This window comes from Sporosarcina sp. P32b (assembly GCF_002743335.1).
Classification (GTDB): domain Bacteria; phylum Bacillota; class Bacilli; order Bacillales_A; family Planococcaceae; genus Sporosarcina.
Genome location: NZ_PDZB01000005.1, coordinates 143,409 through 162,744 on the forward strand (window position 1 = coordinate 143,409; position 19,336 = coordinate 162,744).

The following is a 19,336-nucleotide window of genomic DNA, read 5'->3' on the forward strand; positions in this document are numbered from 1 at the left end:
GTGAAACGAAATCTATCAATGATCCAGAAATGGCTTCAGGCGGAAGGGCAGCATATCGCAGAGCAACTTGTTACAGGTGTCAGCATTGATTCACGAAATGTGCAAGCAGGTGACTTGTTCATCCCTTTTAGAGGAGAACAAGTAAATGGCCATCAATACGTCAATGGGGCAATTGAGCAAGGTGCAGTCGCTGCACTTTGGCTGAAAGATGAACCTAATCCGCCCGCAGATATACCACTGTTGTTCGTCGAGGATTCAGAGCTCGCACTACAGCAAATGGCCCGTAGTTATCGAAGTGAATTGACGTGTACTATCATCGGAGTTACAGGATCGAATGGTAAAACGTCGACAAAGGATCTGATTGCGGGGGTATTGTCACCTTATCGCAAAGTTAAAAAAACGGAAGGAAACTTCAATAATGAGCTCGGCTTGCCACTAACGTTATTAGCTGTCGAAGACGACACGGAGGTTGCGATTCTTGAAATGGGAATGAGCGGCTATGGAGAAATTTCTTTCCTATCAACGCTTGCTAAACCACAGTTTGCAGTCATAACGAATATTGGTGAGGCGCATATGCAAGACCTTGGTTCTCGTGAAGGAATTGCAAAGGCGAAGTTTGAAATCATCGACGGTCTCGTGAGTGGCGGTGTGTTGCTCTATGATGGTGACGAACCGTTATTAAATGAATTAGTACATCAACAGCCGAGTTTGCGCAATGTGTCATTTGGCTATGAACAAGCAGATTTGACTGTGCAACAAATTATATCTACCGATAAAGGTAGTTCATTCACTGTAAACGGTAAGCTGGAAGGACAGTTTACCATTCCTGTATATGGTTCTCATCAAGTAAAGAATGCACTGGCCGCGATTATGATCGCAAAAGAGTTAGATCTAACGGAACAACAAATTGAAGAGTCATTAAGTGAAACGACATTAACGGATATGCGTATGCAACCTATAGCTGGTAAAAACGGTTCATTACTCATTAATGATGCCTACAATGCAGCACCTACTTCTATGCGTGCGGCGTTCCGTTTTATCGATGAAACAGCCGTCAAACAAAACAAGTGGCTCGTATTAGGCGATATGCTTGAACTTGGTACCGATGAACAGCGTTACCACGAAGAGCTCGCGGACGAACTAAAGAAAATGAACGTAAATGGCATCGCGCTATTTGGACCACGTATGAAGTGGTTGTCGGAGCAATTGAAGGATTATCCAGGAGATATCATGTGGACGGCGAACGATACGGAGTTACTAGCAGATGCATTGCGCCCGAAACTGTCGGATCAGACAGTGGTGCTGTTTAAAGGATCTAGAGGAATGAAGCTAGAACGGATCATAAAGTTGCTCGTAGAGGAAAAATTGTGACGACAGGCGTTCTCATCATTCATGGATTCACTGGTGGTCCTTTTGAAGTCGCCCCATTCAAAAGATTTCTACAGAATCATACAGATTGGAAGGTAGCAGTACCTGTTTTACCGGGGCATGAAATGGATCGGGGCGTACAGAGGGGCACAGCCAAATCATGGATGATGGTCGCGGAATTAGAATTGAGAAGACTACAAAAAGAAGTGGACGACGTCATAGTCGTCGGCTTCTCCATGGGCGGCTTAATCGCCATGTATTTGGCGTTACGCTATCCATTAAAAAAGCTTATCTTATTAAGTGCTGCGGCCAAATATATTAGTCCGCGTATTTTATTGGAAGACGCGAGGATCATGATGAGGAGCTTAAGACACAAAGATTATCCTCCCGACTCGTTCTATCATCTGTATAATTATAAGCTGACAAATACTCCTGTTCGTGTGGCGCTAGAGTTTTTACGCGTCGTTCGCTTAGTGCGACCGTATCACCATCAAGTCAAAACCCCTGTTTGTATCGTGCAAGGGAAGCAAGATGGTATTGTTCCTGCATTCACGGCAGATTACCTATACGAAAAACTCGGCTCGAAAGAAAAACATCTGATTTATTCTGAACATGGGAAACACCATATTTGTTATAGCGAAGATCGCCATGTATGGTTTGCGAAAGTACTGAAGTTCATGAACGAAGACTGATTAATGGAACTTAAGCGGATTCGTTGCAGTCTCGTGTAAGCCATGGTAGAATGATGAAAGGAATTGGATACATTTACACGGCACTCTACCGTTATATTATACGGAGAGTACTTTTTTTTGAATAAAACGGTGATTAGTAGGCAAACTAGCAATGATTTGCTGTTTTCACCGCTCGGCAAGGACCGAGCTTTCCTTGTATGTCACGGGTTTTACATTGTGCTGTATAAAAATCTGGACGCAATTACGATAGGTGTAATTGATATGACCCCTCTCAACCACAAGAATCCTTCTAGGAGATTCTTTTTATAAACCAGAGATGGATATATCGGAAACGCTCCCAACTTTCAAAGTACATGGCTCGAATTTGCCGCGCTTTCATTTGCAGATGTAACCAATTGTCAAATGGAGAAATAAAGGAGAATGAATATTTTGACGAAGTTTTCAGAATTGAATATTAGTGAAACAACACAAAACGCTTTGCTACGCATGGGGTTTGAAGAGGCAACACCAATCCAAGAGGGTACAATCACTTTTGGTATGGAAGGCCGCGACGTAATCGGGCAAGCACAAACAGGTACTGGTAAAACGGCAGCATTCGGTATTCCAATCATTGAAAAATTGGATCCAAAGAGCACTGCAGTTCAAGCGTTGGTCATTGCACCAACACGTGAATTGGCAATTCAAGTATCAGAAGAAATTTATAAAGTAGGCTACGGTAGCCGTGCGAAAGTTCTTTCCGTTTATGGCGGACAAGAAATCGGACGTCAAATCCGTGCACTTCGTAATAATCCAAATATTGTTGTCGGTACACCGGGACGTATTTTGGACCATATCAACCGTAAAACATTGAAGCTTGATCACGTTCAAACACTTGTTTTGGATGAAGCGGATGAAATGTTGAACATGGGATTCATCGAAGATATCAACACAATTCTTGCAAGCGTACCGGCTGAGCGTCAGACGTTGCTATTCTCAGCAACTATGCCTGCTCCAATCCGTAAAATTGCAGAAACTTTCATGAAAAACCCAGAAATGGTAAAAATCAAATCAAAAGAAATGACTGTTGAGAATATTGAGCAGTTCTTCGTAAAATCTCATGAACGTGAGAAGTTCGATGTGCTATCAAGATTGTTGAACGTTCAACAGCCTGAATTGGCTATCGTATTCGGACGCACAAAGCGCCGGGTAGATGAGTTGGCTCATGCACTAAGTATCCGCGGCTATATTGCTGAAGGAATTCACGGTGACTTGACACAAGCAAAACGTATGTCAGTTTTGCGTCAGTTTAAAGACAATAAAATTGATGTACTCGTAGCAACAGACGTAGCTGCACGTGGTTTGGATATCACAGGCGTAACACACGTTTACAACTTCGATATTCCACAAGATCCGGAAAGCTATGTTCACCGTATCGGTCGTACTGGCCGTGCTGGTAAAAGTGGAGTTGCAGTTACATTCGTAACGCCACGTGAAATGGGTTACCTTCGTATCGTTGAGGAAACGACTAAGAAGCGTATGACACCATTACGTCCACCAACTTCTGATGAAGCGTTGCTTGAACAGAAGAAAAATGCAGTGGATTCATTAGTGGAAACAATTGAGCAGAAAAACTCAGAGGATTATGCTGGATTAGCAGCACAATTGCTTGAGAAGCATGATGCAAAAGAAATTGTAGCAGCAGCACTTAAGTCATTGACTAAAGATGTTGATGAGACGCCTGTAAGTATTTCAGAAGAGCGTCCACTACCTTCACGCAGACCTTCTTCATCACGTTCTGGTGGTGGCGGCTATAAAGGCGGCAATCGTAGCGGTGGCGGCGGACGTTCTCAAGGTGGACGCGGCAGAAGCGGTGGCGGTTCAGCAACTGGCGGATCAAGTAGACGTAGTAGCGGACCTCGTGATGGCGCAAGAAGAGACGGCGCATCAAGACGTAGCAGTAGCACTCGTTCAGAAAGATAAGAATACAAAATGGGAAATCCGGGCCTGCATTATAGCAGCCCGGATTTTTTTGTCGTGAATATGATATGATCGATTAGAATGAAACGTTTTCATGATTGGTGCGTATATATGAGTAGAAATTCGAAAAGAGGTGGGCCTATGAGACAACAACCTTCAAATCAAATCTCCAGAAAAGGATTAACAGTTTGGCGATTATATGGAACGATTCAAAGCGTAATTATACTGGCAATCGCAATCGGTTTAGGTTTTTTATCATATTTTTTTGATTGGCCGATTTGGATTATGATCGTCGTTACAATAGTTGTACTATTGCATGCGTTTTTATCAATTTATTTATTCCCGAAAATTCGTTGGCAACGCTGGCGTTATGAAGTGCGTGAAGCGGAAATTGAGCTTCAACACGGGTTATTCATCGTCAATCGTACACTCATTCCGATGGTGCGCGTACAGCACGTGGATACAGCGGAAGGACCCATTTTACGTAAGTACGGTCTAGCTTCCATCACAATCTCTACTGCAGCGACTAATCATTCCATTCCTGCGCTCGTGACGGAAGAGGCAGATGAACTGCGCAACCGTATTTCCACGTTTGCAAGGGTGGCGAAAGATGATGTCTGAGCAACGTTATAAACTTCATTGGATATCAGCTGTCGTCGAGACAGCGAAAGCTTTGAAAGATTTGATTGGGCCGTTCGTCATCTTGGTTTTCGTGAATGGTTTCAAAGGAGAAAGTACAGCGCCGTGGTATATCCAGTATTGGACGTTGATCTTGTTTGGTGTACTAATCATATTCACGTTAGTTTCGGGAATTGTGAAATGGCGTCGTTTTGATTACTGGTTTGAAGATCAAGAATTACGTATTGAATCGGGTTTGTTTGTCAGAAAGAAGCGTTACATTCCATTCGACCGTATTCAAAGTCTAGATTACACAGAAGGTATTTTTCACCGACCGTTTCAGTTAGTTAAAGTTAAAATAGAAACAGCGGGTTCGTCTTCTGGTAAAGATGCAGAAGCCGAATTAACTGCAATTACGAAAGAAGCGGCACAACAGATTGAAAAAGAAATTAAACAGTCGAAAAAAGTAAGTATTATAGGGCCGGAACTGGCTTTATTAGACCAAACAGAGTGGCAATTGATTAAGGAGCCAGAGGAAGAAGTACAGGTGGTACAACAACCAGCTCCAGTAATTTTCTCTATGACGACAGGCAACTTGCTTATGCTTGCCACAACTTCAGGTGGAATTGGGGTTATTTTATCTGGTGTGATCGTATTCCTATCGCAAATTGAAGAACTTATTCCATATGACTGGTTGTTTGGGGAGCTGAAATCATTCATTCGCATCGGTGTCTTCGTCATCGCGATTTTAGTGGCACTCGGCTTCCTCGTTGTTTGGTTGCTATCCGTCGCGATGACGTTCCTTGCGAATTATGATTTCAAAGTCATGCGTGAAAAAGATGATTTAGTCATCACGCGAGGGTTGCTCGAGAAGAAGCGGGTTACTGTGCCGTTGAAACGTGTGCAAAATATCACGATTACTGAAAATCCTATCCGTCAGCTGTTCGGTTATGGAGCGGTCATCATCAATAGTGCAGGGGGAGTAGGAGAAGGTTCACGAATCAAACTTTTCCCGCTTGCGAAGAAAAACAGCATCATTGAACCATTGCAGGAGCTATTTCCGAATATAGATTTCAGTGAACCGACAGAGAGAATTGACAAAAGAGGAAAACGTTTCTACTATCGTTTTAAATTACTTGTGACACTAGTTCCGATAGCGGTTATTTCGTATAACTTCTTCCCGTACGGCTTGCTGACGTTACTACTGTTGCCATTGGTAGGATTACACGGTATTTGGCAATACAAGACAGCAGCCTATACCATCTTGCCGAAGCAGTTGACGATGCGTTTTCGCACAATTAGCCGGCAGACGGTATTTACGGAGAAGAATCGTATTCAGTCCATGGAGTTAGATCAAAATTACTTCCATCGGAGGAAAAAGGTTGCAACCATTACGGCCAATGTGAAATCTGGAATGACACTCGATGCCCCATCTATTCGTCATATGCCTCAGGAGGACGCAGAAAAGTTCCTCTCTTGGTATGAGTTCCATCCAGAAAGCGCAGAATCACAAACAAAGCCAGACAAATAAACCTGTCTGGCTTTTGGGTCTAAATGAAAGTATACAAACAGATGAAGAAGGAGGGGCCGCTTCAAAAGCGTCCCTCAGCTGGAGTGGAAATCCCATTGTCCTTACTGAGTTACCTTGCACGCGATTCTCCATTCAAAAAGCCAGACTAGGATAATCCCAGTCTGACTTTGCATAACGCTATTTTTTTCGCCAACTGACAATGTTCTTCGGGTTGAAGAAGCTCAATCCAATTAGGAAGCCTGTGATCAGCCCTGCAATATGCGCCGTCACGTTGATATTCGTCCCTACAAACGTCATCACAACACTAATGACGATAATCGGTAAAATAACTTGTCTCAGCTGTGGGAAAGCATGCTTCGTGTAGTACACAAGCGCGCCAAAAGCACCAAACACACCGAAAATCGCACCACTTGCACCGACGTGCGTATAAGCGACGGGTTGAATGAAGTATGTTGCGATATCGCCGAACAAGCCGGCTAACATATACACTGTAATAAACCGCGCTTTCCCTGCGATTTTCTCAAGCTCTGGTCCGAAAACGAAAAGCGAGAACATGTTAAATAGTAGATGCATGAAGCCACCATGCAAAAACATGGGGGTTAGTAAGCGCCAATACTCTCCGTTCGCAATGAGCAAGTTATCTCCCAAGCCGAATAAAAAGAGCTGATCACCAATGCCGGGAATCAATGTATAGATAAATATCCCGATATTCAGGGCAAGCAAAAATGTCACGACAGGATAAGCGCGAACATATTGTGAAAAATTTTCCGTTCGTATAAACATGGTTTCACCTCAATCTTCTGTACTGATTATACATATTATTTAACTTGAAGGGAAAGGAGTTGTTCATTTTGATTCAAGGAATTGGATTAGACATCGTGGAATTGGATCGCGTAGCCCGTTTGGATGGCCGTAACACTAAATTCAGAGAACGAATATTGTCTGAAAGAGAACTATGCGTTTATGAAACACTGAGTGGGCACCGTAAAATTGAATACTTGGCGGGACGATTCGCTGCCAAAGAGGCATTCTCCAAGGCGCGGGGTACTGGAATCGGAGCAGATTGCAGTTTTTTGGACATTGAAGTCATGTCGGAAGCAAGTGGTCGTCCTATATTGTACTTCCATAGTCAGTTGGTTCAAGGGTTTATTAGCATTACGCATACTCAAACTGTAGCTGCTGCACAAGTGGTCTTACTGGAATCCTGAAAGCATGTAAATAGAATTTAAAACAAGCTCGCATAATCGATTCATCCCTCTCATAAGATAAGCTACCCGAATTGATTGGAGAAAGGATGAAAAGAATGCGGAAGAAAATTATCTTGTTAACAGTTGTCGCAGTTATGTTAGTACTAGGAGGATGCGGTAAACCCTCCAAAGAAGATGTCATGAAGAAACTTAGTAATAAGTGGAATGAAACAAAAGGTTATGAGTTAAATGCTTCGATGGAAATCAAAACAGGTTCAGAGCCTCGGGTGTACAATGTGGAAGTATGGCATACTAAGCCGGAGTTTTACAAAGTGAATGTGACGCAATCGGGGAATGAAGAGTCACAAATGATCGTTCGTAACGAAGAAGGCGTTTTCGTAGTTACGCCGTCACTCGGAAAAACGTACAAATTCCAAAGTGACTGGCCGGCACAAAATAGTCAGGGGTATCTAATCGGAACGCTTGCTGAAGATATTAAAGCAGACAAGGCAGCGGTCATGGAAGAAAAAGAAAAAGAGTATGTTTTTGAAACGGCTACGCGCAATAATCATAAGTCACTTTTACCAACTCAGAAAATTCATATCGATAAAAAGACATTGTTACCAAATAAGGTGACGATCCACGATGAAACAGGTGAAGAAAAGATCTCCATTAAGTTTGATAAAATTGCCCTAGGTGTAGAGCATAAAGTCGCTGAGTATAAAGTAGAAATGGATAAACCGAAAGCGGACGGCGATAAAGCGGATTCTGATGAAGAAGCAACAGAAGGTGATGGGGAAGATCAGGCTAAGGCAAATCAACAAACCTACTATCCGGTTGCTAATTTACAAGGCACGACACTGTCAGAAGAGAAAAGCGTGGAAATCGAGAATGGCCAGCGCGTAATCATGACATTTAGTGGGGATAAGGAATATGTTGTGATTCAGGAACCAGCTGAAAAGCCATTGAATGAAATGCCTGTATCCATAGAAGGTGACCCGGTTGATCTAGGTTTTGCAGTAGCAGCATTGACAGAACAATCTATTCACTGGGAAGCAAATGGCATGGCGTTCTTTGTTGCATCTGACATGTTAAGCAAAGAAGAACTGATTACAGTAGCAAATTCGATGACGGCAACAGAATCGAAGTAATTAACGACTGAATCAATTGACTAGACTGTGCCTTTGGATAGATAATTATTTCATGCAACAGTCTATCCAATAACGAGGTGGAAGGAAATGTTCAACGAAACACAATATCGGCCAACACGAGCGATTATTAATACAGCAGCTATTAAACAAAATGCAGAACACCTCATTTCTTATTTACCTAAAGAAACCAAGTTGATCGCAGTCGTTAAGTCAGATGGATATGGTCATGGAGTCGCGCAGGCTGCTTCCGCTGCATTACAAGCGGGAGCAGAAATGTTCGCTGTTGCCACCCCGGATGAAGCTATGACGCTTAGGAAAACACAGCCGACAGCCGATATTCTCGTGCTGGGAATTTCACCGGTATCATTTGCTGCTGTAGCGGCACAGCATCGTATTATTCTAACGGTCACTAGTGAGGAATGGGTAAATCAAGTGATTGCGCAACAACCATTTGATAATAAATGCAGGGTTCATGTAAAAATCGACAGCGGAATGGGTAGAATTGGTGTACGGACTGAAGAAGAGTTCACGCAATTGGTGAAGTGTATTCAACAGTCCGATCTAATTATTGATGGTGTATTCACACATTTTGCACGTGCAGATGAAGAAAACCAAGAACCAACGCGTCGACAGTTTGAACGATTCATGCGCCTAGTGAATTGTTTACCAGAAAAACCGCGTCTCGTTCATGCGTCCAATAGCGCAGGAGCATTGGTGTTTCCTGAATATGCTTTAGATGCTGTCCGTTTTGGCATAAGTTTATATGGCATACCACCGTCTCATACCGTCGCAAAGCAGTTGCCGTTTAAGCTTGAACGGGCATTGACGATTGAAACGGAGTTAACTTACGTGAAACAGATGGCTGCTGGTGAGGAGATTAGCTATGGCGGTACGTATCAAGCGGTTGAAGGAGAATGGATCGGTACATTACCGGTGGGCTATGCCGATGGGCTGAAGCGTTCGCTTAAAGGTCAGGAAGTACTAATTGATGGCAGGAGGGTACCAATTGTCGGCACTATTTGCATGGACCAATGCATGATCCGATTACCTCGTAAATATCCTGAAGGCGAAAAAGTAATATTGATTGGAAAACAGGGTAACGAAGAAATAATTTTAGAGGAATGGTCTGAACGCCTAAACACAATACCCTATGAACTAGCTGTAACAATTTCTACACGGATACCTAGAGTCTATACGTAAAAAAGGTCGAAACTATCTGGCGAAATATAGGACGCAACGATCATTTGATTCGACATTCTACTGACGAAACTAGTATTTCTTGTCAAAACACTTCAAACCTTGTCTTTTCATATTCCAATATAAATGGTAAGATAGAAATGATATAGAAATAGAGGGATGGGTTTGTCGGAGGTGCTCGATTTGCGTACGGATAAAAACGATAAAAGAATACTTAGTATAGCCTCAACCAGATTGCAACAGCAAAATGAAGACGCAATCTTTCAATGGGAGCAAGTGCAAGAAGATTTCGTTTATATGACAGATGTGAAACATATCGAACATGGTGAAGCTTCTCTATTACGTGAAGCCATGAAAAGAGGTTATGTGGAAATGTCGCAAATCAACCTCAACATAGCGGCAGAATGTTTATATGCGGAATTTGAAGCTCAGCATACCGTAGAACGTTGCGTCAGCGGAGGATGAAAAGTTGGCAATTAAACGCGGAGACGTCTTTTTTGCAGATTTGTCACCTGTAGTCGGTTCTGAACAGGGTGGGACCAGACCGGTACTGATCATCCAAAATGATATCGGTAATCGATTCAGCCCCACAGTGATTGTGGCAGCCATTACTGCACAAATACAAAAAGCAAAATTGCCGACACATGTCGAAATTACAGCGGCCAGGCATGGATTCGAGCGGGATTCAGTTATCCTGCTCGAGCAAGTCCGCACAATCGACAAGTCGAGGCTCACAGACAAAATAACACACTTAGACGATGCGTTAATGAAACAAGTCGATGAAGCTTTACAAGTAAGCTTCGGGCTTATTAAATTTTAGCATACATATCCTAATAACTTTTATTGCAGACGGCGCCAGTAAGTAATGGCTGCTTAAAACACTATAGCCAACCGGTTATAGTGTTTTTTTTATAGTATTTTTGAGAAAAAATGATTAAAAACATGTAGTTTGGAGGGAAATTCGATACAATGGAGATAACTGAAGATGTAGGGAGGAACAAATAACGATGAACGAAGTCATGAGAAAAGGTATAGCCGAGAATATAGACACAATTACTGCACGCTGGGTAGAGGGAATGAAAGAGAATGCTGATGAGCGTTTTCTGGAATTGATGCCGGCATCTGTAGTAGCAACAACTAGTAGGGAATTTACGGAACTGATGACGTCTAATCTTTCGTACCGCGAAAAAGTGGACAAGGCAAGATTAAATGAGTTCACGGAGAAAATCATTCATTTTGGATGGTCTATTAAATTTATCAATCAGGCTATAGATACGTTTTCTACGGTCGTATATGACCTGTTCTTTGAAACGGGGATTTTGCGAGAGTCCAACTTGCGTGAAGGAATTACTATCTTCTCAAACTGGATCAATCCGTTAAGAGAAAGCATCATAGAAGAATATTCTTCGAAGTGGGAGCGTACGGACATTTTGCAGAAGATTGCATTGCAAGAATTATCGGCTTCATTGATTCCGGTATTCGACAAGATATCTGTCATGCCATTGGTCGGTACAATCGATACAGAGCGTGCGAAATTGATCATGGAGAATTTATTGGAAGGCGTTGTTAAGCAGCGTGCTGAAGTCGTGCTACTTGATATTACAGGTGTTCCTGTAGTCGATACGATGGTTGCCCATCATATTATCCAAGCGGCAGACGCGGTACGTTTAGTTGGGGCAAAGTGTATGCTAGTTGGCATTCGTCCAGAAATTGCGCAGACTATTGTAACGCTTGGTATTAACCTTACAGATTTCTCAACAACAAGCACGTTGCGCAGAGGTATGCAGAAAGCGCTTGAAATGACAGGTCGGACAATTGTGGAGGAGGAAAAGTAGTATGAAGATGCGAATTCCGATTCTAAAGCTAAAAGACACATTGATTGTATCTATTCAAGTGGAGCTTGATGATCAGACGGCATTACAATTCCAAGAAGATTTATTGAATCAGTTGCATAAAACGTCTGCACGGGGCGTTGTGATTGATTTGACACCAATCGACTTCATTGATTCATTCATTGCAAAAGTGCTTGGGGATGTTATTCATATGACAAGTCTAATGGGGGCGAAAGTTGTCATCACAGGTATTCAACCATCTGTAGCCATCACACTAATTGAATTAGGTATCCGTTTAGAGAACGTGACAACTGCATTAGATCTAGAGAATGGGCTAGAGAAATTGACTAGAGAATTGGAGGCCTGACCATGGAACACAGGTCTTCTATAGAGATCAAGACAGAGTGGGATATTGTTGCCGCTAGACAGTTAGGCCGTAATGAGGCGAAAAGTACGGGTTTTGGGACAGTCGACCAAGCTAGAATTACGACTGCCATTAGTGAGTTGGCAAGAAATATATATCTTTACGCAGGAAAAGGTCGTATTGAAATTGTGCCTATTACAGTAGGTGTACGGGTGGGTTTACTAATTACTGCTTCTGATGAAGGACCAGGAATTGCTGATTTGCAAAAAGTTATGACAGATGGATATACGACTTCAGGAGGACTGGGTGCAGGAATGCCGGGAGTCAAACGATTAATGGATGATTTTACTGTAGAAACAGAAGTGGGCGTAGGTACCACTATTACAGCAACTAAATGGTTGCACTAGGAGTTGAAGGGTATTGCCACAAGAGGCGGGTAAGCAGTATAAGCAAATGCTGGAGAATTATCTGCACTCCAAAGGAGAAGAAGATCTCTATTTGGGACAGCAATTCAGCCGCAGCTTCATAGAAAAAAGTATCGCACCGGAAGATGTCATCAGTATTCATAAAACGTCTATTGAAGAGTTAATTAAAGATCTACCTGCCGACGTCAGCGTGTCTTTCGATTTTTTAATCGAAATGATGATTCATTACGGTTTAGCACTTAAAGAGCATCAGAGCTTGATCCGCAAACAAGAAGCTATTCAAACAGAGATGGATATTGCTGTTAGAGTACAAAATACTTTGTTGCAAACGACAACTCCTGTGTTGGAGGGTCTGGACATAGGTTGGATTTCCAGACCATCGAAGCAAATGAACGGTGACTATGTATACTTTCTAAAGGAAACAGAACAAGAAGTTTGTTTGGCAGTTGCTGATATCATTGGAAAAGGCATGTCTGCAGCTATGCACATGTCCATGGTGAAATTTGGTATGGATAGTCTGCGATATGAGAAGCGAGATCCTTTTGAAGTGTTGAGCTTTATTAATAAAATGGTAGAACAGAGCATTGCTGATTCTATGTTTATTTCCATGTTTTACGGAAAATACGATACGGAAAACTCTGTATTCCGCTATTCTTCGGCAGGACATGAGCCGGCTCTTTTTTATCGTGATTCAGAAGACGCTTACAGTTTACTAGAAAGCAAAGGACTATTGCTTGGCGTTCAAGAAGAAGCGGTATATGAAGAACGGACAGTACGTCTTGAAAACAATGATTTTGTTGTGATTATGACGGATGGTGTAACTGAAACTAGGACCGATAAGGGTTTCATTGAAATGAATGTTATAGAAAACTTATTGCGCGAAGTGCGTTCGGAAAGTGCGCAAGCGATGGTTGACTATTTATTTAGCGAGCTTTCTAAAATGCAGAATTATGAATTGCATGATGATTTCACACTTGTAATTTTGAAAAAAACAAAATGAAGGTTTAAAAAGATTTTGTTTGGGTATAAAACAATGAGTGTGTAGTGGGTATTATCACGCTATACATTCATAGAAAATAGAGAAAACGATCGGGGTGGCGAAATGAATTTACAAGTTGAGCAAGTCGATAAAGATCTCGTGCATAACTTTAAAGTTATCGGAGAGATTGATATATATACAGCGCCAAAATTGAAAGAGCATTTGGCTACATTAGAATTGGTAGAAGGAATCGAAGTAGAATTAGATCTATCCGAAGTAAATTACATGGACAGTACAGGCCTAGGCGTATTTGTCGGATACTATAAAGAAGTGAAAGCGTATAATGGGAAATTAGTTATTACAGGACTAAACCAACGCCTTTACCGATTGTTTGAAATCACGGGCCTCAGTGAGATTATGGAGATAGAACAATCTAAAGGTGGCGAAGATAATGCAGGCGTTTGATTATATCGAAATAAAAGTTCCGGCAAAAGCCCAGTACGTAGGTGTCGCACGTTTAGCTATATCTGGTCTTGCGAGTCGTATTGGATTTACATACGACGAAATTGAAGATTTGAAGATCGCTGCTAGTGAAGCGGTGACGAATGCTGTGCAACACGCGTACAATGATGAAAAAACGGGTGAAGTAATTTTAGGATGCGCCCTTTATAAAGACCGCTTGGAAATTGTCGTGACGGATCATGGTCAGAGTTTTGATTTTGAAGAAACAAAGAAAAAAATTGGACCCTATCAAGATTGGAATGAGGAATCACCACTTAGAGAAGGTGGCTTAGGACTTTACTTGATGGAAACTTTAATGGATGAAGTCAAAGTTGACCATGGGGAGGGTGTCATTGTTTTCATGACCAAATATTTGGGCAGAGAGCGGGGAGAGGACCATGTCAAATCAACAGTCTTCTCGTGACAGCGAGACAAAAGAACAAGTCCTTAAATGGATACATGAATATCAAAAGAATAATGACGACGATGCGCAAACACAACTAGTCCTGCATTATGAGCGACTGGTACACTCTATCGCGCGCAAATATTCCCGTGGGCAATCTCACCATGAGGATATCGTCCAGGCCGGAATGCTCGGATTACTAGGAGCGATTCGAAGATATGATCCTGAACAAGGACGGAACTTTGAAGCGTTTGCTGTACCGACAATAATAGGGGAAATTAAACGCTTCTTGCGTGATAAGACATGGGCTGTTCACGTACCGCGAAGAATCAAAGAGTTAGGGCCTAAAATAAAAGCGGCTGTTGAAACGTTAACGACTGAATTTCAACGTTCGCCAATGGTCTATGAAATAGCAGAATATCTTGGTACCGACGAAGAATTAGTGCTTGAAGCGATGGAGATGGGCAGAAGTTATCAGGCGCTGTCAATTGACCATACACTAGATGCGGATTCAGAAGGTGGAACCATTACACTGCTCGATATCATCGGTGAGACTGATGGGGGTTTTGAGAAAACAGATCAGCGCATGCTTGTTTTGAATGCACTGAACGTTTTAAGTGACCGCGAACGTCAGATTATCCAATATACATATATCGATCAAATGAGCCAGAAAGAAGCTGGGGAATTACTAGACATTTCCCAAATGCATGTTTCAAGATTGCAACGTAAAGCTATCAAGAAGTTACGAGAAGTAATCCTAACGAGCGGTGGTGCAAATTAGTGGAAACTTTTGAGAATGACTATGTAGAGGCATATATATACCAACAGTCCAAAAAAGGTAATAAAGATTCTGGGGATGCATACTACATTCATTCAGAAGAAGATTATTTCATATGTGCGATTGCAGACGGATTGGGTAGTGGAACGGAAGCGAAAGAATCTGCTGAAATAATTCCACAAGTCTTAAAGTTGTATCATCATGAATCACCTGACGATTTGTTACTACGCTGCAATAAACAGATGTTGCATAAACGTGGTGCAGCAGTGGGGATTGTTAAAGTGTATTTCGAACAGCAAACCCTAGAATATAGTTGTGTTGGTAACATCCGTATCTATATTCTGCAATCAAATGGTCAGATGATTTATCCTTTACCGGTAATGGGTTATCTTTCTGGACGACCACAGTCGCCCCGTACACAAAGATATCCTTATAATAAGAACGACCGGTTCTTCCTTCATTCTGATGGCGTAAACTTGCGAAGTCCTAAAAAGTACTTACAAGAAAACTCTACTCCTTATCAATTGTATAAAAAGGTGGAACGTACGATTGAAGATACTGATGATGCGACATTCATCGCAGCTAGCCTGCTTCATTAAGTTGAAGCGGCTTTTTTGTGTCTGAAAACAAATGGTTGCAGAAGGAAACTGCATTGGAAACATGCTATTATATGGAAAGAAGAAAGGGTGGTTGAATTGTCAAAGGATTTTATGGAAGCAACAGCAAGCCGAGCGGGAATCAGTAAACGCCAAACGGCAAGTGTCATCGCTCTGTTGGAAGAAGGCAACACTGTACCTTTTATTGCGCGTTACAGAAAAGAAGCAACAGGTTCGCTCGATGAAGTGCAGATCAAAGATATTGAAGATGCCTATCATTATATTAAGTCGCTTGAACAACGGAAAGAAGAAGTCTTGCGTTTAATCGATGAACAAGGAAAGTTAGATGACACGTTAAAGGCAGATATTGAGCGTGCGACGGTATTGCAACGAATCGAAGACTTGTACCGCCCTTATAAACAAAAACGACGTACGAAAGCGATGATTGCGATTGAAAATGGCTTGGAACCTCTTGCTGACCAATTAATGCAACAGTCATCAGCGAATATTGAAGCTGCGGCACAAACCTATATCAATCTTGAAAAAGAAATCCATACAATTGAAGATGCATTAGAAGGTGCTAAGTTCATCATTGCGGAAAGAGTATCGGAAGACGCAACGATGCGTGAGAAAATCCGTAAAATCACATGGGCCTCTGGGAAACTGACGGCTGTCCTAAAAAAAGGCGCGGAAGATGAACGGAAAGTTTTTGAAAACTATTACGAATATGAAGAGCCTCTCAGTAAAATAGTGCCTCACCGTGTTTTAGCTATTAATCGAGGAGAAAAAGAAGATGTATTACGTGTAGGGGTGAGTTTCCCAACAGATCGCATCGTTGGGGATCTCGAGCGTATGTATCTAAAACGACACCCTTCTTCATCTACAACGTATATAAAAGAAGCGTTAGAAGATTCGTTTAAACGATTAATCGCTCCTTCAATAGAAAGAGAAGTACGCACGACATTAACCGAAAAAGCAGAAACGCAGGCAATTCATGTGTTTTCGGAAAATCTTCGTAGCCTTCTATTACAACCACCGTTAAAAGGTAGAACAGTACTAGGTGTAGATCCGGCATTCAGAACGGGATGTAAACTGGCAGTAGTGGACGAAATGGGAAAGCTTCATGATATCTCTGTCATCTATCCTCACCCACCGAAACCACAGAAAGAAGCATCAAAAAAAGTAATACTGGATCTATTAAAGAAATACCCGATATCCATTATTGCGATTGGTAATGGAACTGCATCACGTGAAACAGAAAAGTTCATCGTTGATCTAATTAAAGAAGTGGACGAACCTGTTTCCTACGTAATTGTCAACGAAGCAGGAGCGAGTGTATATTCAGCATCTGCAAAAGCGCGAGAAGAGTTCCCTGATCTGCAGGTAGAGCAAAGAAGTGCGGTATCTATTGCGAGAAGGCTACAAGATCCACTGTCTGAACTCGTAAAAATCGACCCGGAATCTATTGGTGTAGGACAATACCAACATGACGTAGCGAAAAAGAATCTGACTGAATCTTTATCATTTGTTGTAGAAACTGCGGTGAACCGGGTGGGGGTTAATGTCAATACTGCTTCATCTTCGTTGTTACAGTATGTTTCTGGTCTATCAAAAGCGGTGGCGGAGAACATTGTAAAAGCAAGAGAGGAAGCAGGTAAGTTCACGAAACGTACAGAGTTGAAAAAGGTCCCGAGACTCGGTGCGAAAACTTACGAACAGGCAATTGGCTTCTTGCGCATACCAGAATCAAAAGAGCGTTTTGACTCGACGGGCATTCATCCAGAGAGTTATAAAGTAGCGGAAGCAGTATTGAAAGAGTTGCAACTCGACAAATCCCAGCTCGGCACAGAAGAAGCGACGACTGCTCTAGAACACGTGGATATTCCACAACTTGCTACGCAGCTAGACGTCGGGGAAATCACGTTGCAAGATATTATACAGACATTGCAGCGTCCGAATCGTGACCCGCGTGACGATTATCCACAGCCTTTATTGAAGGCGGATGTACTTGATATCAAAGATGTACATGAAGGAATGGAACTGCAGGGAACAGTACGCAACGTAGTGGATTTCGGTGCATTTGTAGACATTGGCGTTTCAGAAGACGGATTAGTACACATATCCAAAATGAAAAATGGGTATGTCAAACATCCATTAGATGTAGTTGCATCAGGTGACATTGTTACAGTATGGATTGATTCTGTCGATCGTCAAAAAGGGCGTATTGCATTATCTATGCTTCCTCTTAAGAAATAAAGGAGAGAATCAGCATGTCAGAAGAACATTTACAGCAGCTGGTTGAGCAGATCTCATTGGAAATCTTCCATAAGCCGTTTGTCCATCAAGCGATTTTTAATAGCAGACTGCGAACGACGGGTGGTCGCTATAAATTAAGCAATCATTTTATAGAGATTAATCCGTTAGTTATTAAGCTTCATGATGAGGAAGAATTAGTCGGGATCATTAAACATGAACTCTGCCACTATCACCTTCATATAGAAGGTAAGGGATATAAACATGGAGATCCAGACTTTAAAGAGCTCCTTAAAGAGACAAATTCCCCCCGTCATTGCAAGCCGCTTACGGAACGCAGAGCGAAAAGTACAATCATCCATCTATATCGCTGTACAGCTTGTGGGTTAGATTATCCCAGGCGTAGAAGAATGGATTGTACGAAATATCGCTGTGGAAAATGTGCTGGGGAGATCACAAAAGTGAAGTAAGGCATAAAAGGCATTCAATCATAGCGATTGGATGCCTTTTATATAATTAGGCAAACAGAAGTGAAAGAAGGCAATTTCATTAAAGAATATTTCAAGTGGAAAGGTTGTCGCATCAGTGTTTTAAAGCATATCGAAAAGTTATTTTAAAAAGATTGCTTAAAAAGGTTGACGAATGGCAAGACCCTGTCTATAATAGTAAAAGTCGACTAAGACAAGCGCAACAAACGATTTACTTGCTGAAGCGACAATATAATAAAGGCCCCTTGGTCAAGCGGTTAAGACACCGCCCTTTCACGGCGGTATCACGGGTTCGAATCCCGTAGGGGTCACTTTCAATAAAACGAACAAATCCCTGAAGATTTGATAGTAGGTTATCATTGATGGGGTATAGCCAAGCGGTAAGGCAACGGACTTTGACTCCGTCACTCGTTGGTTCGAATCCAGCTACCCCAGCCATTTTTACTGCGTGTTACACGCACTAGAGAGATCAAAGGTATTTGGAACGATTTGTTCCTTTCATTTTAATACGAGCCGTTAGCTCAGTTGGTAGAGCATCTGACTTTTAATCAGAGGGTCACAGGTTCGAATCCTGTACGGCTCACCATTCATTTTAAAAAGTTTTCGAGAAAGTTCTTGACTTATTAAACTGAAGGTGTATACTAGTAATTGTCGCTGAAACAAAGCGGTAGTGGCGGAACGGCAGACGCGCTAGGTTGAGGGCCTAGTGGGGGTTAACCCCGTGGAGGTTCAAATCCTCTTTACCGCACCAAACATTCTCACCATTACAATATAATTACAACTTTTATGCGGGTATAGTTTAGTGGTAAAACCTCAGCCTTCCAAGCTGATGATGGGAGTTCGATTCTCCCTACCCGCTCCATTATTTTTAAAAGAAAATGATCCTTGAAAACTGAACAGCAAAACGTTAACGAAATACAGTTTGTGCACCTAACGGTGACACAAACAAAATGAGTATCTTAATTGATGCCAGCAAATGAAACTCGAGCTAATCGAATTTCTCTTATGGAGAGTTTG

The 19,336-nt window shown here is 42.0% G+C and carries 21 protein-coding genes and 5 tRNA genes; 25 read left to right on the top strand and 1 reads right to left on the bottom strand.

Annotation, left to right across the window (positions count from 1 at the left end):
* From CSV64_RS06215 to CSV64_RS06235, 5 genes are all read left to right on the top strand, one after another.
* On the top strand, positions 1-1,371 hold the full coding sequence (locus tag CSV64_RS06215; RefSeq protein ID WP_099633890.1) for a UDP-N-acetylmuramoyl-tripeptide--D-alanyl-D-alanine ligase: 1,371 nt from the start codon (positions 1-3) through the stop codon (positions 1,369-1,371).
* Positions 1,368-2,060, top strand: a complete 693-nt coding sequence (locus tag CSV64_RS06220; protein ID WP_099633891.1) for an alpha/beta hydrolase — start codon at positions 1,368-1,370, stop codon at positions 2,058-2,060. The genes CSV64_RS06215 and CSV64_RS06220 overlap by 4 nt, the downstream gene beginning before the upstream one ends.
* 429 nt (positions 2,061-2,489) lie before the next feature.
* Complete coding sequence (gene cshA, locus CSV64_RS06225; protein WP_099633892.1) at positions 2,490-4,019, top strand: degradosome RNA helicase CshA; 1,530 nt, start codon at positions 2,490-2,492, stop codon at positions 4,017-4,019.
* A gap of 138 nt (positions 4,020-4,157) precedes the next feature.
* Positions 4,158-4,637 (top strand): PH domain-containing protein, encoded by a 480-nt coding sequence (locus CSV64_RS06230; RefSeq protein WP_099633893.1) that lies wholly within the window; start codon positions 4,158-4,160, stop codon positions 4,635-4,637.
* Complete coding sequence (locus CSV64_RS06235) at positions 4,630-6,165, top strand: PH domain-containing protein (protein WP_099633894.1); 1,536 nt, start codon at positions 4,630-4,632, stop codon at positions 6,163-6,165. Before CSV64_RS06230 ends, CSV64_RS06235 begins: the two co-directional genes overlap by 8 nt.
* Positions 6,166-6,342: 177 nt before the next feature.
* Here CSV64_RS06235 and CSV64_RS06240 read toward each other — a convergent pair whose 3' ends face one another.
* Positions 6,343-6,948, bottom strand: coding sequence for a rhomboid family intramembrane serine protease (locus CSV64_RS06240; RefSeq protein ID WP_099633895.1), 606 nt, complete (start codon positions 6,946-6,948; stop codon positions 6,343-6,345).
* 68 nt (positions 6,949-7,016) lie between these two features.
* On the opposite strand from CSV64_RS06240, the gene acpS reads away from it, so the two are divergent.
* The 20 genes from acpS (at position 7,017) to CSV64_RS06340 (ending at position 19,181) form a co-directional block, all read left to right on the top strand.
* Positions 7,017-7,373, top strand: coding sequence for a holo-ACP synthase (gene acpS, locus CSV64_RS06245; protein ID WP_099633896.1), 357 nt, complete (start codon positions 7,017-7,019; stop codon positions 7,371-7,373).
* A gap of 95 nt (positions 7,374-7,468) precedes the next feature.
* On the top strand, positions 7,469-8,503 hold the full coding sequence (locus CSV64_RS06250) for a LolA family protein (protein WP_099633897.1): 1,035 nt from the start codon (positions 7,469-7,471) through the stop codon (positions 8,501-8,503).
* A gap of 87 nt (positions 8,504-8,590) precedes the next feature.
* Positions 8,591-9,703 (top strand): alanine racemase, encoded by a 1,113-nt coding sequence (gene alr, locus CSV64_RS06255; RefSeq protein ID WP_099633898.1) that lies wholly within the window; start codon positions 8,591-8,593, stop codon positions 9,701-9,703.
* A gap of 156 nt (positions 9,704-9,859) precedes the next feature.
* Positions 9,860-10,165: a transcriptional regulator gene (locus CSV64_RS17035; RefSeq protein ID WP_099633899.1), complete on the top strand. Its 306-nt coding sequence runs from the start codon at positions 9,860-9,862 to the stop codon at positions 10,163-10,165.
* A gap of 4 nt (positions 10,166-10,169) precedes the next feature.
* Positions 10,170-10,520 carry a type II toxin-antitoxin system PemK/MazF family toxin gene (locus CSV64_RS06265; protein WP_029054722.1) on the top strand — a complete coding sequence of 117 codons (351 nt, stop codon included), beginning with the start codon at positions 10,170-10,172 and terminating at the stop codon, positions 10,518-10,520.
* Between the two features lie 187 nt (positions 10,521-10,707).
* Positions 10,708-11,535: an RsbT co-antagonist protein RsbRA gene (locus CSV64_RS06270; protein ID WP_099633900.1), complete on the top strand. Its 828-nt coding sequence runs from the start codon at positions 10,708-10,710 to the stop codon at positions 11,533-11,535.
* 1 nt (position 11,536) lies between these two features.
* Entirely contained in the window at positions 11,537-11,899 is a 363-nt protein-coding gene (locus tag CSV64_RS06275; RefSeq protein ID WP_083034138.1) for an STAS domain-containing protein, read from the top strand.
* Positions 11,900-11,901: 2 nt separating this feature from the next.
* Positions 11,902-12,303 (top strand): anti-sigma regulatory factor, encoded by a 402-nt coding sequence (locus CSV64_RS06280; RefSeq protein WP_099633901.1) that lies wholly within the window; start codon positions 11,902-11,904, stop codon positions 12,301-12,303.
* Positions 12,304-12,316: 13 nt separating this feature from the next.
* Complete coding sequence (locus tag CSV64_RS06285; RefSeq protein ID WP_199168433.1) at positions 12,317-13,321, top strand: PP2C family protein-serine/threonine phosphatase; 1,005 nt, start codon at positions 12,317-12,319, stop codon at positions 13,319-13,321.
* Between the two features lie 102 nt (positions 13,322-13,423).
* Positions 13,424-13,765, top strand: coding sequence for an STAS domain-containing protein (locus CSV64_RS06290; protein ID WP_099633902.1), 342 nt, complete (start codon positions 13,424-13,426; stop codon positions 13,763-13,765).
* Complete coding sequence (rsbW, locus tag CSV64_RS06295; protein ID WP_099633903.1) at positions 13,752-14,225, top strand: anti-sigma B factor RsbW; 474 nt, start codon at positions 13,752-13,754, stop codon at positions 14,223-14,225. Before CSV64_RS06290 ends, rsbW begins: the two co-directional genes overlap by 14 nt.
* On the top strand, positions 14,200-14,985 hold the full coding sequence (sigB, locus tag CSV64_RS06300) for an RNA polymerase sigma factor SigB (protein WP_099633904.1): 786 nt from the start codon (positions 14,200-14,202) through the stop codon (positions 14,983-14,985). Before rsbW ends, sigB begins: the two co-directional genes overlap by 26 nt.
* Complete coding sequence (locus CSV64_RS06305; RefSeq protein WP_099633905.1) at positions 14,985-15,581, top strand: PP2C family serine/threonine-protein phosphatase; 597 nt, start codon at positions 14,985-14,987, stop codon at positions 15,579-15,581. Before sigB ends, CSV64_RS06305 begins: the two co-directional genes overlap by 1 nt.
* 111 nt (positions 15,582-15,692) lie before the next feature.
* The gene (locus CSV64_RS06310) at positions 15,693-17,834 is read left to right on the top strand and encodes a Tex family protein (RefSeq protein ID WP_099633914.1); all 2,142 of its coding nucleotides are present in this window, start codon (positions 15,693-15,695) and stop codon (positions 17,832-17,834) included.
* A gap of 14 nt (positions 17,835-17,848) precedes the next feature.
* Positions 17,849-18,301 (top strand): SprT family protein, encoded by a 453-nt coding sequence (locus tag CSV64_RS06315; protein WP_099633906.1) that lies wholly within the window; start codon positions 17,849-17,851, stop codon positions 18,299-18,301.
* A 257-nt stretch (positions 18,302-18,558) separates the two neighbouring features.
* Positions 18,559-18,630: transfer RNA gene (locus tag CSV64_RS06320), tRNA-Glu, on the top strand.
* A gap of 52 nt (positions 18,631-18,682) precedes the next feature.
* Positions 18,683-18,757: transfer RNA gene (locus CSV64_RS06325), tRNA-Gln, on the top strand.
* Between the two features lie 72 nt (positions 18,758-18,829).
* Positions 18,830-18,905 (top strand) — tRNA-Lys (locus CSV64_RS06330).
* A gap of 78 nt (positions 18,906-18,983) precedes the next feature.
* Positions 18,984-19,070: transfer RNA gene (locus CSV64_RS06335), tRNA-Leu, on the top strand.
* Positions 19,071-19,107: 37 nt separating this feature from the next.
* Positions 19,108-19,181: transfer RNA gene (locus tag CSV64_RS06340), tRNA-Gly, on the top strand.
* Positions 19,182-19,336 lie beyond the last annotated feature (155 nt).

Excerpts from the sequence above, each read along its gene's own strand:
- CSV64_RS06230 (WP_099633893.1), top strand. The coding sequence starts at position 4,158 with ATGAGACAACAACCTTCAAATCAAATCTCCAGAAAAGGATTAACAGTT.
- CSV64_RS06235 (WP_099633894.1), top strand. The coding sequence starts at position 4,630 with ATGTCTGAGCAACGTTATAAACTTCATTGGATATCAGCTGTCGTCGAG.
- CSV64_RS06240 (WP_099633895.1), bottom strand. The coding sequence starts at position 6,948 with ATGTTTATACGAACGGAAAATTTTTCACAATATGTTCGCGCTTATCCT.
- CSV64_RS06250 (WP_099633897.1), top strand. The coding sequence starts at position 7,469 with ATGCGGAAGAAAATTATCTTGTTAACAGTTGTCGCAGTTATGTTAGTA.
- alr (WP_099633898.1), top strand. The coding sequence starts at position 8,591 with ATGTTCAACGAAACACAATATCGGCCAACACGAGCGATTATTAATACA.
- CSV64_RS17035 (WP_099633899.1), top strand. The coding sequence starts at position 9,860 with ATGGGTTTGTCGGAGGTGCTCGATTTGCGTACGGATAAAAACGATAAA.
- CSV64_RS06270 (WP_099633900.1), top strand. The coding sequence starts at position 10,708 with ATGAACGAAGTCATGAGAAAAGGTATAGCCGAGAATATAGACACAATT.
- CSV64_RS06275 (WP_083034138.1), top strand. The coding sequence starts at position 11,537 with ATGAAGATGCGAATTCCGATTCTAAAGCTAAAAGACACATTGATTGTA.
- CSV64_RS06280 (WP_099633901.1), top strand. The coding sequence starts at position 11,902 with ATGGAACACAGGTCTTCTATAGAGATCAAGACAGAGTGGGATATTGTT.
- CSV64_RS06290 (WP_099633902.1), top strand. The coding sequence starts at position 13,424 with ATGAATTTACAAGTTGAGCAAGTCGATAAAGATCTCGTGCATAACTTT.
- rsbW (WP_099633903.1), top strand. The coding sequence starts at position 13,752 with ATGCAGGCGTTTGATTATATCGAAATAAAAGTTCCGGCAAAAGCCCAG.
- sigB (WP_099633904.1), top strand. The coding sequence starts at position 14,200 with ATGTCAAATCAACAGTCTTCTCGTGACAGCGAGACAAAAGAACAAGTC.
- CSV64_RS06310 (WP_099633914.1), top strand. The coding sequence starts at position 15,693 with ATGGAAGCAACAGCAAGCCGAGCGGGAATCAGTAAACGCCAAACGGCA.
- CSV64_RS06315 (WP_099633906.1), top strand. The coding sequence starts at position 17,849 with ATGTCAGAAGAACATTTACAGCAGCTGGTTGAGCAGATCTCATTGGAA.